The 16,877-nt window shown below is 62.9% G+C and carries 16 protein-coding genes; 4 read left to right on the plus strand and 12 right to left on the minus strand.

The genetic code is table 11. The features are described 5' to 3' along the window. Nucleotides 1-43: 43 nt before the first annotated feature. The 7 genes from tpx to IFT44_RS02900 all read right to left on the minus strand — a co-directional run bounded on the left by tpx (nucleotide 44) and on the right by IFT44_RS02900 (nucleotide 7,527). Nucleotides 44-544, minus strand: a complete 501-nt coding sequence (tpx, locus tag IFT44_RS02870; RefSeq protein WP_192103533.1) for a thiol peroxidase — start codon at nucleotides 542-544, stop codon at nucleotides 44-46. A 126-nt stretch (nucleotides 545-670) separates the two neighbouring features. Further along, on the minus strand, nucleotides 671-934 hold the full coding sequence (locus IFT44_RS02875) for a DUF1652 domain-containing protein (RefSeq protein WP_122477873.1): 264 nt from the start codon (nucleotides 932-934) through the stop codon (nucleotides 671-673). A gap of 251 nt (nucleotides 935-1,185) precedes the next feature. Then, nucleotides 1,186-1,680, minus strand: coding sequence for a hypothetical protein (locus tag IFT44_RS02880; protein WP_122477871.1), 495 nt, complete (start codon nucleotides 1,678-1,680; stop codon nucleotides 1,186-1,188). Nucleotides 1,681-1,768: 88 nt separating this feature from the next. Continuing rightward, nucleotides 1,769-3,046 carry a serine/threonine transporter gene (locus IFT44_RS02885; protein ID WP_122477870.1) on the minus strand — a complete coding sequence of 426 codons (1,278 nt, stop codon included), beginning with the start codon at nucleotides 3,044-3,046 and terminating at the stop codon, nucleotides 1,769-1,771. Between the two features lie 178 nt (nucleotides 3,047-3,224). Further along, complete coding sequence (locus IFT44_RS02890) at nucleotides 3,225-5,204, minus strand: putative bifunctional diguanylate cyclase/phosphodiesterase (RefSeq protein WP_192175387.1); 1,980 nt, start codon at nucleotides 5,202-5,204, stop codon at nucleotides 3,225-3,227. 82 nt (nucleotides 5,205-5,286) lie between these two features. Continuing rightward, entirely contained in the window at nucleotides 5,287-6,594 is a 1,308-nt protein-coding gene (locus IFT44_RS02895) for an NTP/NDP exchange transporter (RefSeq protein ID WP_192175388.1), read from the minus strand. A 12-nt stretch (nucleotides 6,595-6,606) separates the two neighbouring features. Continuing rightward, complete coding sequence (locus IFT44_RS02900; RefSeq protein ID WP_122477867.1) at nucleotides 6,607-7,527, minus strand: aldo/keto reductase; 921 nt, start codon at nucleotides 7,525-7,527, stop codon at nucleotides 6,607-6,609. Between the two features lie 100 nt (nucleotides 7,528-7,627). On the opposite strand from IFT44_RS02900, the gene IFT44_RS02905 reads away from it, so the two are divergent. Beyond that, nucleotides 7,628-7,870, plus strand: a complete 243-nt coding sequence (locus IFT44_RS02905) for a hypothetical protein (protein ID WP_192175389.1) — start codon at nucleotides 7,628-7,630, stop codon at nucleotides 7,868-7,870. Here the strand turns inward: IFT44_RS02905 and IFT44_RS02910 are convergent. Together IFT44_RS02910 and IFT44_RS02915 are read right to left on the minus strand one after the other, a co-directional pair. After that, nucleotides 7,846-8,784 carry a hypothetical protein gene (locus tag IFT44_RS02910; RefSeq protein ID WP_192175390.1) on the minus strand — a complete coding sequence of 313 codons (939 nt, stop codon included), beginning with the start codon at nucleotides 8,782-8,784 and terminating at the stop codon, nucleotides 7,846-7,848. The genes IFT44_RS02905 and IFT44_RS02910 overlap by 25 nt on opposite strands. A gap of 214 nt (nucleotides 8,785-8,998) precedes the next feature. Next, entirely contained in the window at nucleotides 8,999-9,457 is a 459-nt protein-coding gene (locus tag IFT44_RS02915) for a hypothetical protein (protein WP_244652072.1), read from the minus strand. Between IFT44_RS02915 and IFT44_RS02920 the strand changes: the two genes are divergently transcribed. Next, nucleotides 9,456-9,878, plus strand: coding sequence for a DUF4174 domain-containing protein (locus IFT44_RS02920; protein ID WP_192137253.1), 423 nt, complete (start codon nucleotides 9,456-9,458; stop codon nucleotides 9,876-9,878). The genes IFT44_RS02915 and IFT44_RS02920 overlap by 2 nt on opposite strands. A gap of 9 nt (nucleotides 9,879-9,887) precedes the next feature. Here the strand turns inward: IFT44_RS02920 and hemB are convergent, their stop codons facing one another. After that, nucleotides 9,888-10,862, minus strand: coding sequence for a porphobilinogen synthase (gene hemB, locus IFT44_RS02925; RefSeq protein ID WP_192137255.1), 975 nt, complete (start codon nucleotides 10,860-10,862; stop codon nucleotides 9,888-9,890). Nucleotides 10,863-11,089: 227 nt separating this feature from the next. On the opposite strand from hemB, the gene tkt reads away from it, so the two are divergent. Together tkt and IFT44_RS02935 are read left to right on the plus strand one after the other, a co-directional pair. Continuing rightward, the gene (gene tkt, locus IFT44_RS02930) at nucleotides 11,090-13,159 is read left to right on the plus strand and encodes a transketolase (protein ID WP_192175391.1); all 2,070 of its coding nucleotides are present in this window, start codon (nucleotides 11,090-11,092) and stop codon (nucleotides 13,157-13,159) included. A gap of 255 nt (nucleotides 13,160-13,414) precedes the next feature. Further along, nucleotides 13,415-14,206, plus strand: coding sequence for a TSUP family transporter (locus IFT44_RS02935; RefSeq protein ID WP_122477856.1), 792 nt, complete (start codon nucleotides 13,415-13,417; stop codon nucleotides 14,204-14,206). Here IFT44_RS02935 and nudC read toward each other — a convergent pair. Further along, nucleotides 14,174-15,004 (minus strand): NAD(+) diphosphatase, encoded by an 831-nt coding sequence (nudC, locus tag IFT44_RS02940; RefSeq protein WP_192175392.1) that lies wholly within the window; start codon nucleotides 15,002-15,004, stop codon nucleotides 14,174-14,176. The genes IFT44_RS02935 and nudC overlap by 33 nt on opposite strands. A gap of 33 nt (nucleotides 15,005-15,037) precedes the next feature. Beyond that, nucleotides 15,038-16,852, minus strand: a complete 1,815-nt coding sequence (locus IFT44_RS02945; protein WP_185793245.1) for a glycoside hydrolase family 15 protein — start codon at nucleotides 16,850-16,852, stop codon at nucleotides 15,038-15,040. Between the last annotated feature and the right edge of the window lie 25 nt (nucleotides 16,853-16,877).

Consider the following 16,877-nt stretch of genomic DNA (forward strand, 5'->3'; position numbering starts at 1 on the left):
GCCGCGTCCGGAGTCACTGCGGGCTGTCAGATACTGCGACGGATCACTTCAGTACAGCGAGGGCGGCTGCGTAGTCAGGTTCCTGGCCGATTTCCGGTACCAGCTCGCTGTGCAGCACCTTGTCGTTCTCGTCGAGTACCACGACTGCACGCGCGGTCAGCCCCTTGAGGGCACCGTCGGCAATGTCGACGCCATAGGCGTGATGAAAATCATGGGCGCGGAAAGTCGACAGGTTCTGGACGTTTTCCAGGCCTTCGGCACCGCAGAAACGGGCCTGGGCGAACGGCAGATCGGCGGAGATGCAGAGGATGGCCGTATTGGCCACGTCGTTGGCCTGGGCATTGAACTTGCGCACGGAAGTGGCGCAAGTCGGGGTATCGATGCTTGGGAAAATGTTCAGCACCTTGCGCTTGCCGGCCAGGCTTTGCAGCGACACCTCGGCCAGGCCACCGCCGACCAGGGTGAACGCCGGCGCCTGGGCACCGACCTGGGGAAGCTCGCCACTGACGTTGATCGCGTTGCCTTTGTGCGTCACTTGAGCCATGAGCCTTGTCCTTTTTCGGGATTGAGAAAGGGCAAAGTTAACCATGAAAAGTGACGCACGGCCTATGCGTAGATTGAAAATAAGTGTTCCAGCCACACAGACGCCCTGGCACTCTTGAAACGAGGCTCAACCGGCTCTGGCACGGGCATGGACAGTGGTGGCAGGTTGCGGCTTTTCCAGTTCCAGAACGAGCCGTGCCCGTTCGACAGCGCTGACCACTCGTTGAAAGGGAATATCCGCCTTGAAGAGCTCGACCTCATCGGTCTGCTCGTTCAACAGCTTGATACACAGCGATTCATCGCCGATCACTGTGCACACGCATTTGCGTGGCAAAAACGCCAGTTCGACGATATTGCGCAGCTCCAGCGCGCTGAGTCCGGGGGGAAGCATGGTCTATCTCCTGTAGAGCCTGTGATCGGCGTCCTACCCGCGGCGGACTAGGCCTCGGGACTACAGAACAGTTTCGTTCCAAGAGATATATACCTGTGCTCGAACAGGTGCAACGAGAGTTTGCGGCTCAGCGAGAAATCAGCGCAACCCACTGAAATCAATAGAAATAAAATACTTGTACAGAAATTTCAAAGAAGCGTTTCAGCACCGTGAAAGCCCTACAACGCTTGCAGTCGGCGGCGGCGCGCTGCTCAGTCGCGCGGCTTTGGAATCAGCCCCTGAAGCTGCTGGGCGAAGAAATCGGCATCCAGCACATTGGACTCCGCTTCCTTGGTGCCACGTTCCTTGCGCCAGTACCAGGCACCATCCGCCGAGTCCTTGACGATGGAAATGCTGCCGTGACGATCCGAAGTCAGACCCGCGACGGCTATCACCATCGCCCCACCCTGCCCCATCACCTGCGGCACCAGTTCGACCCGGCGCTGGGCGAGAATGATTGCCAGCGATTCACTGATGAAAGGCGAGTGCTCGCTGGGGTAATTGCTGCTGGTGGCGACCCAGGGCGAACGTTCGATCGCCAGCAGTTGCCGATCGGTAAGGGGCGCCAGCCAGGTTTCGATTTGACCGAACAGTGCCTGGATGCTGGCTTGCCAGTGCTGGCACTGGTCCTTGAACGCCTGCTGCAGGCGTTGCTGGGCTGCGGCGTGTTCCTTGAGCATGTCAGCCAGTTGCTGTACTTCGTCCATCGCGACCACCTCGGTGCGCGCCCGCCCTGGGCATGCCGCAAATCGGCGGCCGCAGGTCGGGCATCGAGGGTCAGTGTAACAGGCTTGCTCAGGCGCTCAGCGAATAGACCAGCGCCGAAATCGCCACCAAGCCTACCAGCGTCACGAATACGTTGGACACGTGCCCGGCGTACTTGCGCATGGCCGGCACACGCCGGATCGCGTACATCGGCATGAGGAACAGCAGCGCGGCAATGACCGGCCCGCCGAAGCTTTCGATCATGCGCACGATGTTCGGATTGAGCGTGGCCACGAGCCAGCAGACCAACAACATGAACAGTGCGGTGAAACGATCCAGGGCCTTGGCATTGGGCCGACGGCCGGATTTCAGAACCAGGCCCTTGATGCCTTCGCTGGCACCGATGTAGTGGCCCAGGAACGATTTGGCGATGGCCACGATCGCAATCAGCGGTGCGGCGAACGCTATCACCGGATTGCTGAAATGGTTGGCCAGGTAGGATAGGATCGACAGGTTCTGCGCCTTGGCTTCGGCAAGCTGCTCAGGCGACAGGGTCAGCACGCAACTGAACACGAAGAACAGCACCAGCACCACCATCAAGCCATGGGCGCGCGCCAGGATCTGGCTGCTGCGCTGGTCGGCGTGCTCACCGTAGCGACGCTTCTGGTCCACGGCGAAGGCCGAGATGATCGGCGAATGGTTGAAGGAAAACACCATCACCGGGATCGCCAGCCACAGGGTATGGATCAGCGCACCGGGTGCGGGCAGGTCCCCGGCGGTCGCCAGGATGCCACCATTCCAGTGCGGAATCAGGTACAGCGCGAGCAACACCAGCGCGACGATGAACGGATAGACCATCAGGCTCATCGCCTTGACGATGAACTGTTCGCCGCAGCGCACCACGATCAACAGACCGAGAATCAGTACCAGCGCCAGCACCGCTCGTGGCGGCGTATCCATGTGCAACTGATGCTCCATGAAACTGCCGACGGTGTTGGTCAGGCCCACGCTGTAGATCAGCAGGATCGGAAAGATGGCGAAGAAGTACAGCAGCGTTATCAACGCCCCCGCCTTGAGGCCGAAGTGCTCCTCCACGACATCTGTGATGTCCGTGCCGGCGCGGCCGGAAAGCACGAAGCGGGTCAGGCCCTGGTGCGCGTAGTAGGTCATCGGGAAAGCCAGCACGGCAAGAATGACCAGCGGCCAGAAACCACCAAGGCCGGCGTTGATCGGCAGGAACAAGGTGCCGGCGCCGATCGCAGTGCCGAACAGGCCGAGCATCCATGTGGTGTCGTGGCGGCTCCAGGGGGTCAGGGCGGCGGGCGCCTGGGCGTAGCGTGGGTCGAGGCTGTTGGCCTGCTCGTTCATCCGGTCGAATCTCCGCTTGCCTGTGTTCAACTGATGGCCGGAAGCGGGAAAAAGGTGCAGCTGGCAGCGCCCCGGCCTTGAAAAGGGGCGTGATTGTCCAAGATTGTGCAAGGAAAGCAAAGGGTTAGTCGAGCAACGGTCCGTCGGTGCACGGCCATCCGGCCCGACAACGGCGCGTTTAGGTCGAGGTTGCCAGCCATTTCTCCGGTACGAGGCTCTGCACCAGCCAGGTCGCGGTAGTGTCCGCGGGCATGGGCCTGGCGAAGTAATAGCCCTGGACATAGCGACAACCCAGCAATGCCAGCGCCTGCGCCTCCTCGCGGGTTTCTACTCCTTCGAAGATGCAATCCAGGTCCATGTCCTGGGTCAAGGCCAGCAGCGATTTGACGATCTTGTAGCTGGCCGGTTTCTCGTGCAGGCGGGCGACGAAACTGCGGTCCACCTTGAGCTTGGTCAGGGCCAGCGCGTGTAGATGGCTCAGGCTCGAATAGCCGGTACCGAAGTCGTCGAGCGAAATACCGCAGCCCAGGGCCCGCAGGGATGCGATTGCTTCCTGAACCAGATCCAGATCCTGCAGGGTCGCCGTTTCGGTGATTTCCAGGTCGACTCGGCTGGGGTCGAACGGGCCGCTGGCCAGGAGTTTGACAATGGCCTGCACGGCGTCGGGGGAGCCGCAGTCGTGGGCCGACAGGTTGAAGGACAAACGGATCGGCGCCGGCCAGGTGCATGCACCCTGCAGGGCCTTGGCCAACAGTGGCAGGGTCAGACGATTGATCATGCCGCTGCGCTCGGCGACCGGAATGAACTGGCCGGGCGGCACCGGCCCCAGCTCCACGCTCTGCCACCGAGCCAAGGCTTCGAACGCCACGGTGGCGCCGGTCTGCAACTCGACGATGGGCTGGAAGGCGACGCTGAACTCGCGATCCAGATCGGCACGACGCAGCGCCTGCTCGGTGAGGATCGCGCTCTGCAACTGCTTCCTGTGCAGCGCCGAGAACAGCGACATGTGACCGACGACATGGCGCTTGCTGTGGTACAGCGCGTAGTCGGCGTACTCGAACAGCTCGTGCGCATCGGTGGCAAGGTCCGGGAAGGTCGCCAGGCCCATCGAAGCACCGACCTGGATTGGCACATCGACCAACAGGTAGGGCTTGCCCAGTTCGATGCAGATGCGTTCGGCAAAGGCTGCAATCTGCGCGTTGTCGCCGCAATCGGGCAGGATCAAGGCAAACTCGTCGCCACCCAGACGCGCAACGTGAACGCCGTCCGGCAGCAGTGCAGCAAGGCGCGTGCCGACCTCGGCCAACAGGCGGTCGCCGACACTGTGCCCGTACAGGTCGTTGACCGGCTTGAATCCGTCAAGATCGAGAATGCCCACGCCCAGTCTGTGCCCATGCTCCCCTGCCTGGGCCAGACAGGTGTCCAGGCAGTTGAAGAACCAGCGGCGATTGGGTAGCCCGGTCAGGCTGTCCTTGTTGGCCAGCAGGAAGTTCTCGTCGCTCAGCGCTTCGCTGTGCGCCTGGGCGTTCACCAGGCCGGTGAAGTTGCGGTAGTTGTTCTGCAACACCACCAGCATGATGCCCGTGACCAGCATCACGTTGACGCTGGTGGCGATGAACGTCGGGTTATCGGTGGAGGCGAAAAAGGCAATGAAGGCCACGTTGACCACGGCGGCCGTCATCAGGGCGGCGGAGCGCAGGTGCATCAGGCAGAAAATGCAGCCGATCACCGTGATGGCCATGTAGAACGCCACATGGGCCTTGGCGTAGCTGTCGCCATAGGGAAACAGGGCCAGCGCCCACACAGTGAAACCGATGGCTACCACGCAACAGATGCGGTTGGTCCGTGCCAGCGCCTGGGCGACTTCGACATCGTCTGGCTGGTGCTGCCAACCGCGGCGCCAGGCCAGCGCTCGTACCAGGCTGATGAGGGTCAGTACCAGCGGTATGTGCACGGTCATCCACACGGGCGAGCTGGCCATGTGGGTGAAGGCCAGCGCCCAGCTGTTGATGAGCAGGATGAAGTACATCAGGGGAATCTGCCTGGCCAGGGCCTGGTACTGGGCCGCCAGCAGACGCGAATTGCCTTGAGGTACGCTGCACAACCGTTTGATCAGCGCGAACAGGCCGGTGCAGGTGAAGCGTCTGGTCGTAGACATCATGTCCGAACGTATGGGTGTAATCAGAAGTTGTCGGCCGAACTCAGCTTTACTGTAGCCAACCGTGGGTCATCCAGGCAGTTTATTTGCGAGCGTCCGAATGTTCTGCAGAGGCTGCATCCGCTTTGCCACCCAGGTACCAGCCCACCGCTCCCCACAGCGCCGCGCAGGCAGCGCCCACCAGGGCGATCAGCAACACGCCGTGTCCGAGCAGGTCGAGCAGGCTCTTCACCCAGCCACTGAAGGCATCGCCGCCGCGGTAGACCACCGTGTCGATGAAGTTCTTCGCCTTGTATTTGGTTTCGGCGTCCAATGGGGCGAAGAGCATTTCGCGACCGGGACGTACGAAGGCGTATTCGCCGATGCGGCGCACGATCATCAGCCCAGCCAGCATGGCGAAAGTGGGTGCCAGCGCCAGGCCGACGAAGCCCAGGCAGACCAGCGCCGGCACCAGCGCCAGCAAGGTCTTCACTCCCAGCCGTTGCGCCAGCCGGCCGGTGATGAACAACTGCGCGATGAGCGCACCGGCCTGGACCACGAAATCGATGATGCCGAATACCCGCACCTGTTCCTCGCGACCGGGGAAGCGTTCGGCGACCAGACGGGCCTGTTCGAAATAAAGAAAGGTGCTGACCGTGGCCAACAGCACGACGAAGGCGCAAATGCCCAGCAGGTAGCGCGATTGCAGCACACGCGTCAGCCCACTGAACGGGTTGCCGGCCACCGGCTTGCGCGGGCTTTCGGCGTGCGCGGCACCCGGCCGCCCTGCCCCGTGCTCGGCACGCCAGCTCATCAATCGGTGTTTCAGCAAGATCGCGACGCCAAGCAATGCTGCCGCCAGTATCGACAGCCCGCTGGCGCCGATGGCGCCGACCAGCAGCGCGCTCGTGGCCGGCCCCGCCAGGCCGCCGACGCTGGCTCCGGCGGCGATGAACGCGAACAGGCGCTTGGCCTGGGCGCCATCGAACACATCGGCCATCAAGCTCCATGCCACCGAGATGACGAACAGGTTATAGACCGAGATCCATACGTAGAAGATTCGCGCCAGCCAGATGCCCTGCTCGGCAGCAGCGAAGGCGGCGGCGAACAGCAACAGGTTGCCGCCGAAGAATCCGTATACCCAGTCGATGTAGTGAAGCCTGGGCACCCTGGAGTTGAGCCAGCCGAACAGCGGCACGGCCACCAGCATTGCGACGAAGGTGGCCGTGAACAACCATTGCAGGTTTTCCACACCGCCCTGGATGCCCATGGATTCGCGGATCGGCCGCAGCATGAAATAGCCGCAGAACAGGCAGAAAAACAACGCGAACGCGGCCAGCGCTGCCCGCCCTTCATCGGGTCGGGCATTGATCGCCTGACGCAGACGCGCGCTGACGCTGACGCTGATCATGGCTTGCGCACCTCAGGCGAATTCGGCGGCGATGCGTTGCAACTGGCCGGCATCGGGCAGGCGGCCCTGGCCGGCCAACAGGTTGTCGAGGACATAGCGCGGCTGCGAGGTGGCTGGAATCACCGTGGTGACCGCAGGGTTGGCCAGCACGAACTTGAGCATCAACTGGGCCCATGAACTGGCATCCAGCTCGGCCGCAGCCCACTCGGGAAGAGCGCGGCCTTTGACCTTGGCGAACAGCCGGCCAGCTTCGAACGTGCGGTTGATCAAGGTGGCTATGCCGTGATCGGCGCAGTACGGCAACAGGGTACGCTCGGCGTTGCGCGCGCCTATCGAGTAGTTGACCTGGACGAAATCGACCGGCTCTTTCTTCAGCACGGCCAGCAGCTCGTCGTGAGCCGATTCCACGTAATGCGTCACGCCTATGTAGCGAATACGGCCTTGGGCCTTGAGTTCACGCAGCAATGCCAACTGGGTACGGGTGTCCTGCAGGTTATGAACCTGGATGAGGTCGATCCTGTCGGTCTGCAGGGCCTTGAAGCTGGCTTCGATCTGGCGCATGCCGGCCTCGCGTCCGGTCGCAGATACCTTGCTTGCGAGAAACACCTTGTCGCGCGCGCCGGCCTGGTTCACCAGGTCGCCGGTCACCTGCTCGGCGCGACCATAGCTGGGCGCCGTGTCGATCACCCTGGCGCCACCGTCGACGAAGGCCCTGAGCACATCGCGCAGCGGCGCCATGTCTGCCGAAGCAGGGTCGACGTTGAATGTCTGCGAGGTACCCAGGCCGATGGCCGGAAGCTGTTCCCCGGAGGCGGGAATCTTGCGCTGCAACAAGGGTTGTGCGGCGAATGCCAGGGGTGACATGAGCGAGCCCCAGCTGGCGGCTGCGCTCAACATGGCAGTGTACTGAACGAATTGGCGGCGGGTCGGCATGGAGTAGCCCCTCAGGGTTTTCACGCGAGTCGGGAAGACATTTCCCACGAAGATGGCAGACCCCAGTATGGCCAAGCACACAGGACTCGGGGCGCCATCCATGACAAATGAAACATCAGGACAACAAATTTTCGACCGCGCGATTGCATTACAGCAGGCCCAAACGACACGCCCCCGGGCAATGGAATTGCGCCGGGGGCGTTTTTTGTCATGCAACTGCTGGATGAATCAGTGCATGAACAGCGCGATCAAGATGATGATCGGGATAGGCACACCGAGGAAAAACAAGAGAATCGAGCGCATGGCAGTACTCCTTGATCAGCGAATCGAAGTGGGTGCGTGAGTGCGGGTGCGGTCGCGTTCATGCCAGACTACGGCATCCCGGCTGCGGCCACCGAAGGTCGCCGCGAAGCTGGCGAAGAACGCGCCGCAGAGCAAGGCGACGAACGTCCACAGCGCCGTGGCGGCAGCAACCTTCTTGGCGGTATCGGCGGCCTGGCGGGCGGCCATTTCAGCGTTTTCGACCGACTTCAACGCCTGACCGTAGACCTGATCAACGCGCTGCTCGGCCTGAGCCTGGGTCAAGTTGGTACGCTGGCTGACCAGTTGCGCCAAGTAGGCGCGGTCTTCACCGGCGAGCTGACCGTCGTTGCTCACAGTCCGGGCGAAAATACGGGTCACCACGGCATGGGCTGCGTCATCGCTGACCGCTACCGGGCGGTTGTCGCGAAACAGCATGTCGACGAAGTAGCCATACGGGTCGCTGGCGTTGTCATTCGCGGAACTGCCCGCTGCCACGGCGGCATTGGAGGCAACGCTGGCGCCGGCCTGCACGCCGCCGCCGATCGCACTGCCGACCGAACCCAACACCAGCATCGCAGTGACCAGCGAGGCCACTGCCCACGCCAGGAAGCCGTGCGCGGTATCGCGGAAGTACACCTCGTCGCCGTGTATGTTGGCCCACTTCACCCGCAGGCGGCCGGCAATGTAGCCGCCCATTCCGGAGGCGACAATTTGCGTGAACGTCAGCCAGATTACCGTGGAGACGCCGAGCGTAGTGGCGCTCACACCCTTGTCGGCCCAAGGCGATATGGCCGAAAAGCCAAGACCGAAGCCGAGCACCACCAGGATCATGGACAAGGCGGCGGCACCCGCTGCGCCGGCGAAGATCGCGGCCCAGGAAACACCCGAGTGATTGGAACTGTCCGTCGAAGCGGATAGCGCGGCAGGAGGAAGGTGGTCGGCAGGGGTCATCATTATTGTCGTGCTCCTAGCAGGTTCAACGTGTGTGATCGCTCACGAAATGCTTGCGGGGAGAACACTGCACCACGCGTGCCACGCAGGATAAAAATAATAGCTTTTAAAATCATAAGTTTAGGTAACCAACCTAAACTTGGACTCATGCAGTTTGCCCGAACCGTCAACGCTTGACCGGGCTTTCTGCATTGTTCTGTAACGCAAACGAGCTTGACTAGTGACGAGTGGTATTTTTCTGCTCCGCAGGATAGAACTCACCTTCCATGTTCTGCTTGTCCAGCGCGGTACGCAGCCTGGCCTCCAGTGTCGCAACGGCAGGGTTGTCGCAAATGTCAGCGACGACCAGCCACAGCCGCTGCAGGTTCTGCTCGTGAGTGCCCTCACTGAGCATTTCGTGGCTGACAACGGGCCTTCCACGCCAGAAACACAGGGTGTCGATCTCGCTTTCTGCACTGAACGTACACGCCGGGCCCGCTAGCCATATTTCACTGACGGTGCGCAGATTGGTTTGTTCTATATCGTGTTGCTGGATTCTAAGTGGCATTGCATTACCCATTGCGCAGGAACGATACGGCTTGGAACCCACCGCACCTGCCCAAGTTCTACCGGGAATGCCATTGTCGAGAATGCCCCTGTCGGGCCAGACCCTGCTCGTTGAAAGGAGATGGAACATGAAAAACCTGATCACAGCCCTGGCGCTGGGCGCGTCCCTGGCCCATGCCAGCGACGGCAACCCGCTGGTTGCCGAACGCTGGCAGAGTCGTCCACTGATCGTCATTGCGCCTGATGCACGCGATGCCACCCTGGTCGACCTGCGCACCGCGCTGGCCAGGCCGGTCAACCGCGAGGCGTTCGTCGAACGCGAGATGGTGCTCTACGAAATCGTCGGCGGCCGGGCCAGCCGCAATGGCCAGCCGTTGAGCAATGAGTCCAGCGCGGCGCTGCTCAAGGCGCTCAGGCACCCGGCCGATGCCCAGGCCCGGGTCTTGCTGGTGGGCAAGGACGGCGGCATCAAGGTCGACCAACCGGGGCCCGTCGATCCGCAGGCTTTGTTCAGCACCATCGACCGCATGCCGATGCGCCAGGGCGAGTGAATCGACGAGTCAGATGCCTTCGCGGGCGATGTCCATGGCGAAGTAAGTGAAGATCAGGTCGGCGCCAGCGCGCTTGATCGCGCCCAGGCTCTCGCGGACGATACGCTGCTCGTCCACCGCGCCTGCCTGGCCGGCAAACTTGATCATCGCGTATTCGCCACTGACCTGGTACGCAGCCAGCGGCAGGCGCGACGCCTCGCGGATATCGCGAATGATGTCGAGGTAGGCCCCTGCAGGCTTGACCATCAAGGCGTCCGCGCCCTCCTGCTCGTCGAGCAGCGATTCGCGCACGGCTTCACGACGGTTCATGGGGTTCATCTGGTACGTCTTGCGATCACCCTTGAGGGCCGTGCCACCGGCTTCGCGGAACGGGCCGTAGAACGACGACGCGAATTTGGTCGAATAGGCCATGATCGACGTGTCGAAGAAACCGGCTTCGTCCAGCGCAGCACGGATCGCCTGGACCTGACCGTCCATGGCCGCCGACGGCGAAATGAAATCGGCACCGGCGCGGGCCGCAACCACGGCCTGCTTGCCGAGGTTGATCAAGGTGGCGTCGTTGTCGACATGCTCACCGTGGAGAACCCCGCAGTGACCATGGGAGGTGTACTCGCAGAAACAGGTGTCGGCCATGACCACCATCTCGGGAGCGGTGTCCTTGCAGATACGGGCAATGCGCGCCACCAGACCGTTTTCGTTCCAGGTGTCGCTGCCATCGGCATCGAGGTGGTGAGACACGCCGAACGTCATCACCGATTTGATGCCGGCACGCGCGTAGCGCTCGATCTCGCCCGCAAGCTTCGACTCGGGAATGCGCATGACTCCCGGCATGCTGTTGATGGGCACGAAGTCGTCGATCTCTTCTTCGACGAAAATCGGCAGCACCAGGTCGCCAAGATTGAATTCGGCTTCCTGGAACAGATCGCGGAAAGAAGCGTTGCGGCGCAGGCGGCGCGGCCTGGCGGAAGGAAACTGGCTGGGCATCATGGATTCCACTGATAAGGGCGTACGGCATCGAACGGGCAAGCTTAGGCCGGGAGACGGGCGCCGGGCAAACCGGATTTCGATAAAGCTGAGTTGCACGGCAGGTAACAATTGGTTGAAGTGCAGAGCACGGCCTTGCAACGCAACTTACCCGGCCGCTCAAGGGTCAACCCTGACGACATCTTCACCGCGATTTCCTCGCGAACTCAATGTGGGATCGAATCAATATGACAAATCAGGTTTCCAATCCAGCCAGTTCCACCGCCACCGACCAGCTGTGCATCAATACCTTGCGCACGTTGGCCATGGATGCCGTGCAGAAAGCCAATTCCGGGCATCCCGGCACACCCATGGCCCTGGCGCCGGTGGGCTATACCCTGTGGAGCCGCTTCCTGCGCTACCACCCCGAGCATCCCGACTGGCCCAACCGCGACCGATTCGTGCTCTCCGCCGGCCATGCTTCCATGCTGCTGTACGGGCTGTTGCACCTGGCGGGCGTCGAAGAAATCGACGCGCACGGGACCAAGACCGGCCAGCCTGCAGTCAGCCTGGACGACATCAAGCAGTTTCGGCAGATGGACTCCAAGACTCCCGGGCATCCCGAATACCGTTTCACTACCGGTGTCGAGACCACTACCGGGCCGCTGGGCCAAGGTTGCGCCAACAGCGTTGGCATGGCCATGGCTCAGCACTGGCTTGCGTCGCGCTTCAACCGCGACGACCTGAAGCTGTTCGACTACAACGTCTACGCGATCTGCGGCGACGGCGACATGATGGAAGGCGTCAGCAGCGAGGCCGCGTCGATGGCCGGCCATTTGAAGCTGGCCAACCTGTGCTGGATCTACGACAACAACACGATCAGCATCGAAGGCCACACCGAACTGGCGTTCAGCGAAGACGTGCTGACCCGATTCAAGGGCTACGGCTGGAACACCTTGCACGTCACCGACGCCAACGACACCGAAGCGTTGGCCAAAGCCTTCGAGCAGTTCACCCAGAACCGCGACGCGCCGACCTTGATCATGGTCGACAGCGTGATCGGCTATGGCGCGCCGAACAAACAGAACACCGCCGCTGCCCACGGTGAAGCGCTGGGTGACGATGAGATCAAGCTGGCCAAGAAAGCCTACGGCTGGGATGAGAACAGCAGCTTCTCGGTGCCTGACAGCGTGGCTCATCATCTGCGTGACACCTTGCTGAGCAGCCATGGTGAACGCCATGCGCAGTGGGAACAGCAGTTGCAGACACTGGCAGAACGCGAACCCGACCTGGCCGAGGAACTGCGGCGCATGCGCGCTGGGGAAATGCCCGAAGGCTGGCAGGCCGAACTGGAAGCCTTCGACACCGACGCCAAGGGTGTGGCGACGCGTGCCGCGGGCGGCAAGGTGCTGAACGCGTTCGCCAAGAAGATTCCCTGGTTGCTGGGCGGTTCGGCCGATCTGTCGCCGTCGACCAAGACCAACCTGACGTTCGACGGTGCCGGCAGTTTTTCGGCAACCCAGCCTGAGGGGCGCAATCTACACTTTGGCATCCGCGAGCACGCCATGGGCGCGATCGCCAATGGCCTGGCGCTGTGCTACATCCGTCCGTACACCTCGACCTTTCTGGTGTTCAGCGACTACATGAAACCGCCGATTCGCCTGGCGGCGATCATGGAGCTGCCGGTGGTATTCGTCTTCACTCACGACTCCATCGGTGTCGGTGAGGACGGCCCGACCCATCAGCCCATCGAACACCTGACCCAGCTACGCGCGACGCCGGGGCTGCTGACGTTGCGCCCAGGCGATGCCAACGAAACCACCCAGGCATGGAAGATTGCCTTGGCACAGACCGATCGGCCGTCGTGCATCGTGTTGTCGCGTCAGCCTATGGCGACCCTGGATCGCGAGCGCTTCGGCAGTGCCGAGGGCGTCGCCCGTGGCGGCTATGTGTTGGCCGACAGCGAGAATCCGCAGGTGATTCTGATCGCCACTGGCAGTGAAGTGGGCCTTGCCGTGCAGGCTTATGAGCAGTTGCACGAGCAAGGTATCGCGGCTCGCGTGGTCAGCCTGCCGTGCTGGGAGTTGTTCGAGGAGCAGGATGCGCAGTATCGCGAACAGGTGCTGCCGGCTGCGGTGACTGCGCGCGTGGCCATCGAGCAGGCCGGACCGCTGGGTTGGGATCGCTACGTGGGTGCCACCGGTGCGAAGGTGGTGATGAACAGCTTCGGGGCCTCGGCGCCGATCGACAAGCTGCAGGCCAAGTTCGGGTTCACCGTGGACAATGTGGTGAAGCTGGCGAAAGAGCAGATCGGCTAGCCCCATCTCGGCGGCGCGTTGAATCTGGAACTCCGCGGCGTTGCTTTCGCGGCCGCTAACCGCTCCTACGGTATCAGGCTCCTGTGTAGGAGCGGTCTTTGGCCGCGAAACGGCCGGCGCGGTCCATCGGCGGCTCCGCGGCGTCCCATTCGCGGCCAAAGACCGCTCCTACGGATGCATGCAGCGCCGCGCACCGGCTAGAATGGCTGCATTCGCCTGCGCCTTTCGCATGCACCCTGCCGTGAAGCCGACCCCATGTCTTTCGATCTTCTGTCCAATCTCAGCGTCACGCCGAGCGTCCTGCTCATTCTCGTGCTGGTCGCATTCGTGGCCGGGTTCATCGACGCCATCGCTGGCGGTGGCGGCCTGCTCACCACGCCTGCCCTGCTCACTGCAGGCTTGCCACCGCACCTGGTGCTGGGCACCAACAAGCTCAGCTCGACCTTTGGCGCCGCGACTGCAAGCTATACGTTCTACAAACGCAAGCTGTTCCATCCGCGGCAATGGAAGAATGCCCTGCTGGGCACCCTGGTCGGCGGATTTCTCGGTGCAGGTGCGGCGCACTACATGCCCGCCGAATGGCTGAACCGGATGCTGCCGGTGATCGTCTTCGCCTGCGGCCTGTACCTGCTGTTCGGCGGTACACCCAAGGCGCCCCTGGACAGCCACGCGCCAATCAAGCGCAAATGGCAATTGCCCCAAGGCTTGACGCTGGGCTTCTACGATGGCGTGGCAGGCCCCGGCACCGGGGCCTTCTGGACCGTCAGCACGATGCTGCTGTACCCACTGGATCTGGTCCGCGCCAGCGGCGTGGCGCGCAGCATGAACTTCGTCAGCAACATCGCCGCACTCACGGTGTTCATCATCAGCGGTCAGGTCGACTGGCTGATCGGCCTGAGCATGGGCCTGGCAGTGACGGTGGGTGCGTTCTTCGGCGCACGCACGGCGATCGGCGGCGGCGCCAAGTTCATCCGCCCGGTGTTCATTACCATCGTGCTGGCCCTGACCGTGCGGCTAGCCTGGCAGCACTGGTTCGGGCAGGCCTGAGCGGCGCGCCACGTACAGGTCGATGAGATGCCGGGCAATCGAGCGCCCGGCCGGCAGGGCCGGCAATGCATCGATGCGAAACCACTGGGCGTCTTCGATTTCGTCGAGCTGCGGCACGATCTCGCCGGCGGCGTATTCGGCATGGAAACCCAGCATCATCGAATGCGGAAACGGCCAGCATTGGCTGCCGATGTACTGGATGTTGCGTACGCTCACCTGGACCTCTTCCATCACCTCACGGCGCAGGCAGTCTTCGGCAGACTCGCCCGGCTCGGCAAAGCCGGCCAACGTGCTGTAGACACGCGGCACGAACCGTGGAGAGCGAGCCAGCAGGACTTCATCGCCGCGGGTGACCAGTACGATCATGCTCGGCGAGATCCGCGGATAGCTGCGCAACTCGCAGCGCGCGCAATGCATCGCACGTTCACCTGGCACCTGCAATGTCGGGCCGCCGCAACTGCCGCAAAACCGATGCTCACGCGCCCAGGTGCCGATCTGCGCGGCATAGCCGAGCATGCGGTAGACCTGGAAATCGCCTTCGAGCATGAACTGCCGCAGGCCCTGCCAGTGGCAGCCGTCCGGTGCGTCCGGGCTGCGCAGCTCCAGAAGGTAAACCGGCCGGCCGTCGAAATGCCCGATGCCGTGTTCGGTCAGGACATCGATGGGTCGCTGCTTGAGCCAGTCACGCTCGAACAGTACGCCTTGGGCGTTGCAGAGAAATCCCTGGCTGCTGCGAGCCACGGCCCAGCCACCGGGTTGTGCGGTATCGAGCACCGCTGTGGTCCAGCGTTCACTCATCGAATCAAATCCTCGTTTGGCAACTCCGCGCGATCATTCCACGCGCGCGCCCACGGCGGCGGCAGCGCGGGCCTGGGCCGGGTTCTGCGCGCGGTACAGGTTGAGCGCGGTATTGATGATGCCCAACTGGCTGAACGCCTGGGGAAAATTTCCCAGCATGCGCCCCGCCTGTGGGTCGTACTGCTCGGCCAGCAGGCCAACGTCGTTGCACAGACCGGCCAGGCGCTCGAACAGCCGTTCGGCGTCGGCCATGCGGCCTTGCAGCACATAGACATCGGCCAGCCAGAAAGAGCACACCAGAAAAGTCCCTTCGCCAGGGTCCAGGCCATCGACCCCGTGGGCGGTGTCGTAACGCAGCAGCAGACCGTCGCGCATCAACGTGCTCTCGATACGTGCCACGGTCGCCACCACCCGCGGATCGTCCGGCGGCAGGAAACCGGTCAAGGCAATCTGCAGCAGGCTGGCATCGGTATGGGTCGAACCATAGGCCTGAACGAAATGCCCCAGCTGCGCATCGATGCCCCGGCTGCAGACCTGGGCATGGATGCGGTCGGCGACGGCGCGGTAACGCGCGGCCTGTTCCCGCCCCTCTTCTGTGGGCTCGGCGAGGTTCGCCGCACGGTCGAAAGCCACCCAGGCCATGACCTTGGAATGGGTGAAGTGCTGCGGCGCACCGCGAATCTCCCAGATTCCCTCGTCCGGCTGCTCCCAGATGCTTTCCAGGTACGGCAGTATGACGCGGAAAATCGCAGCGCCACGCGGGTGTCGCGGCAGCCCGGCGCGGATGGCCTGGCTCATGGCGTCGGCCACTTCGCCGTAGACATCCAGCTGCCGCTGGGTCGCGGCGCCGTTGCCGATGCGCACCGGCGCCGAACCCTCGTAGCCCGCCAGCCATGGCAGGGTCTGCTCGGGCAATCGGCGCTCACCGGCCAGGCCGTACATGATCTGCATCTGCTCGGGGTTGCCGGCAACCGAACGCATCAACCACTTGCGCCAGGCAGCGGCTTCTTCGTAGTAGCCCAGGTTCATGAAGGCCAGCAAGGTCATGGTGGCATCGCGCAGCCAGCAGTAACGATAATCCCAGTTGCGCTCGCCGCCCAATTGCTCGGGCAGCGAGGTGGTGACCGCAGCGACGATGCCGCCCGTGGGGGCATAGGTCATGGCCTTGAGGGTCAACAGCGAGCGCTTGACCAGCGGCGTCCATGCCCCCACGTCGGGGCAGCGCTCGGCGAACTCATGCCAGTAGCGCTCGGTTTCGGCCAGGCAGCGGTCGGCATCCACGGCCGGTTGCAGCGGCAGGTGCGAGGCCTGGAAACTCAGGCGATAGCACAGCCGCTCGCCGGCGGCGACCGTGAAGCGGCTGCCGGTGCGGTGGTCCACCGCGTGCAGGTCGGACGCGCTGCGCAACACCAGCATGTCGGGGCCGGCCACCGCAGTGAGGGTCCGGGGATGGGCCTGCTCGACCCAGGGCACGCTGCTGCCGTAGTCGAAGCGCATGACCAGCTCCATGTCGAAAGCGACCTTCCCGCTCAGCCCGACGACCGTGCGCACTACGCAGTCCTGGTCACCCACCGGCATCCAGTCGACGAGCATGGCGCTGCCGTGCTCGGTATGGAACACCGTCTCCAGGATCATCGTGCTGTCGCGGTAGCGGCGCTCGGTAGCGGTCAAGGCATCGCTGGGGCAGATACGCCAGCGGCCGTTTTCGCTGTCACCCAGCAGGGCCGAGAAACAGGCAGGGGAATCGAAACGAGGAAAGCACAACCAATCCAGCGAACCCGACTTGTCAACCAGAGCAGCGGTACGGCAGTTGCCCAACAGGGCATAGTCTTCGATCAGTGCCGGCATGGAACCCTCATGACCACTGGCGCGG

Origin of the sequence: Pseudomonas sp. CFBP 13710 (genome assembly GCF_014842235.1) — a bacterium.
Taxonomy (GTDB): Bacteria; Pseudomonadota; Gammaproteobacteria; order Pseudomonadales; family Pseudomonadaceae; genus Aquipseudomonas; species Aquipseudomonas baltica.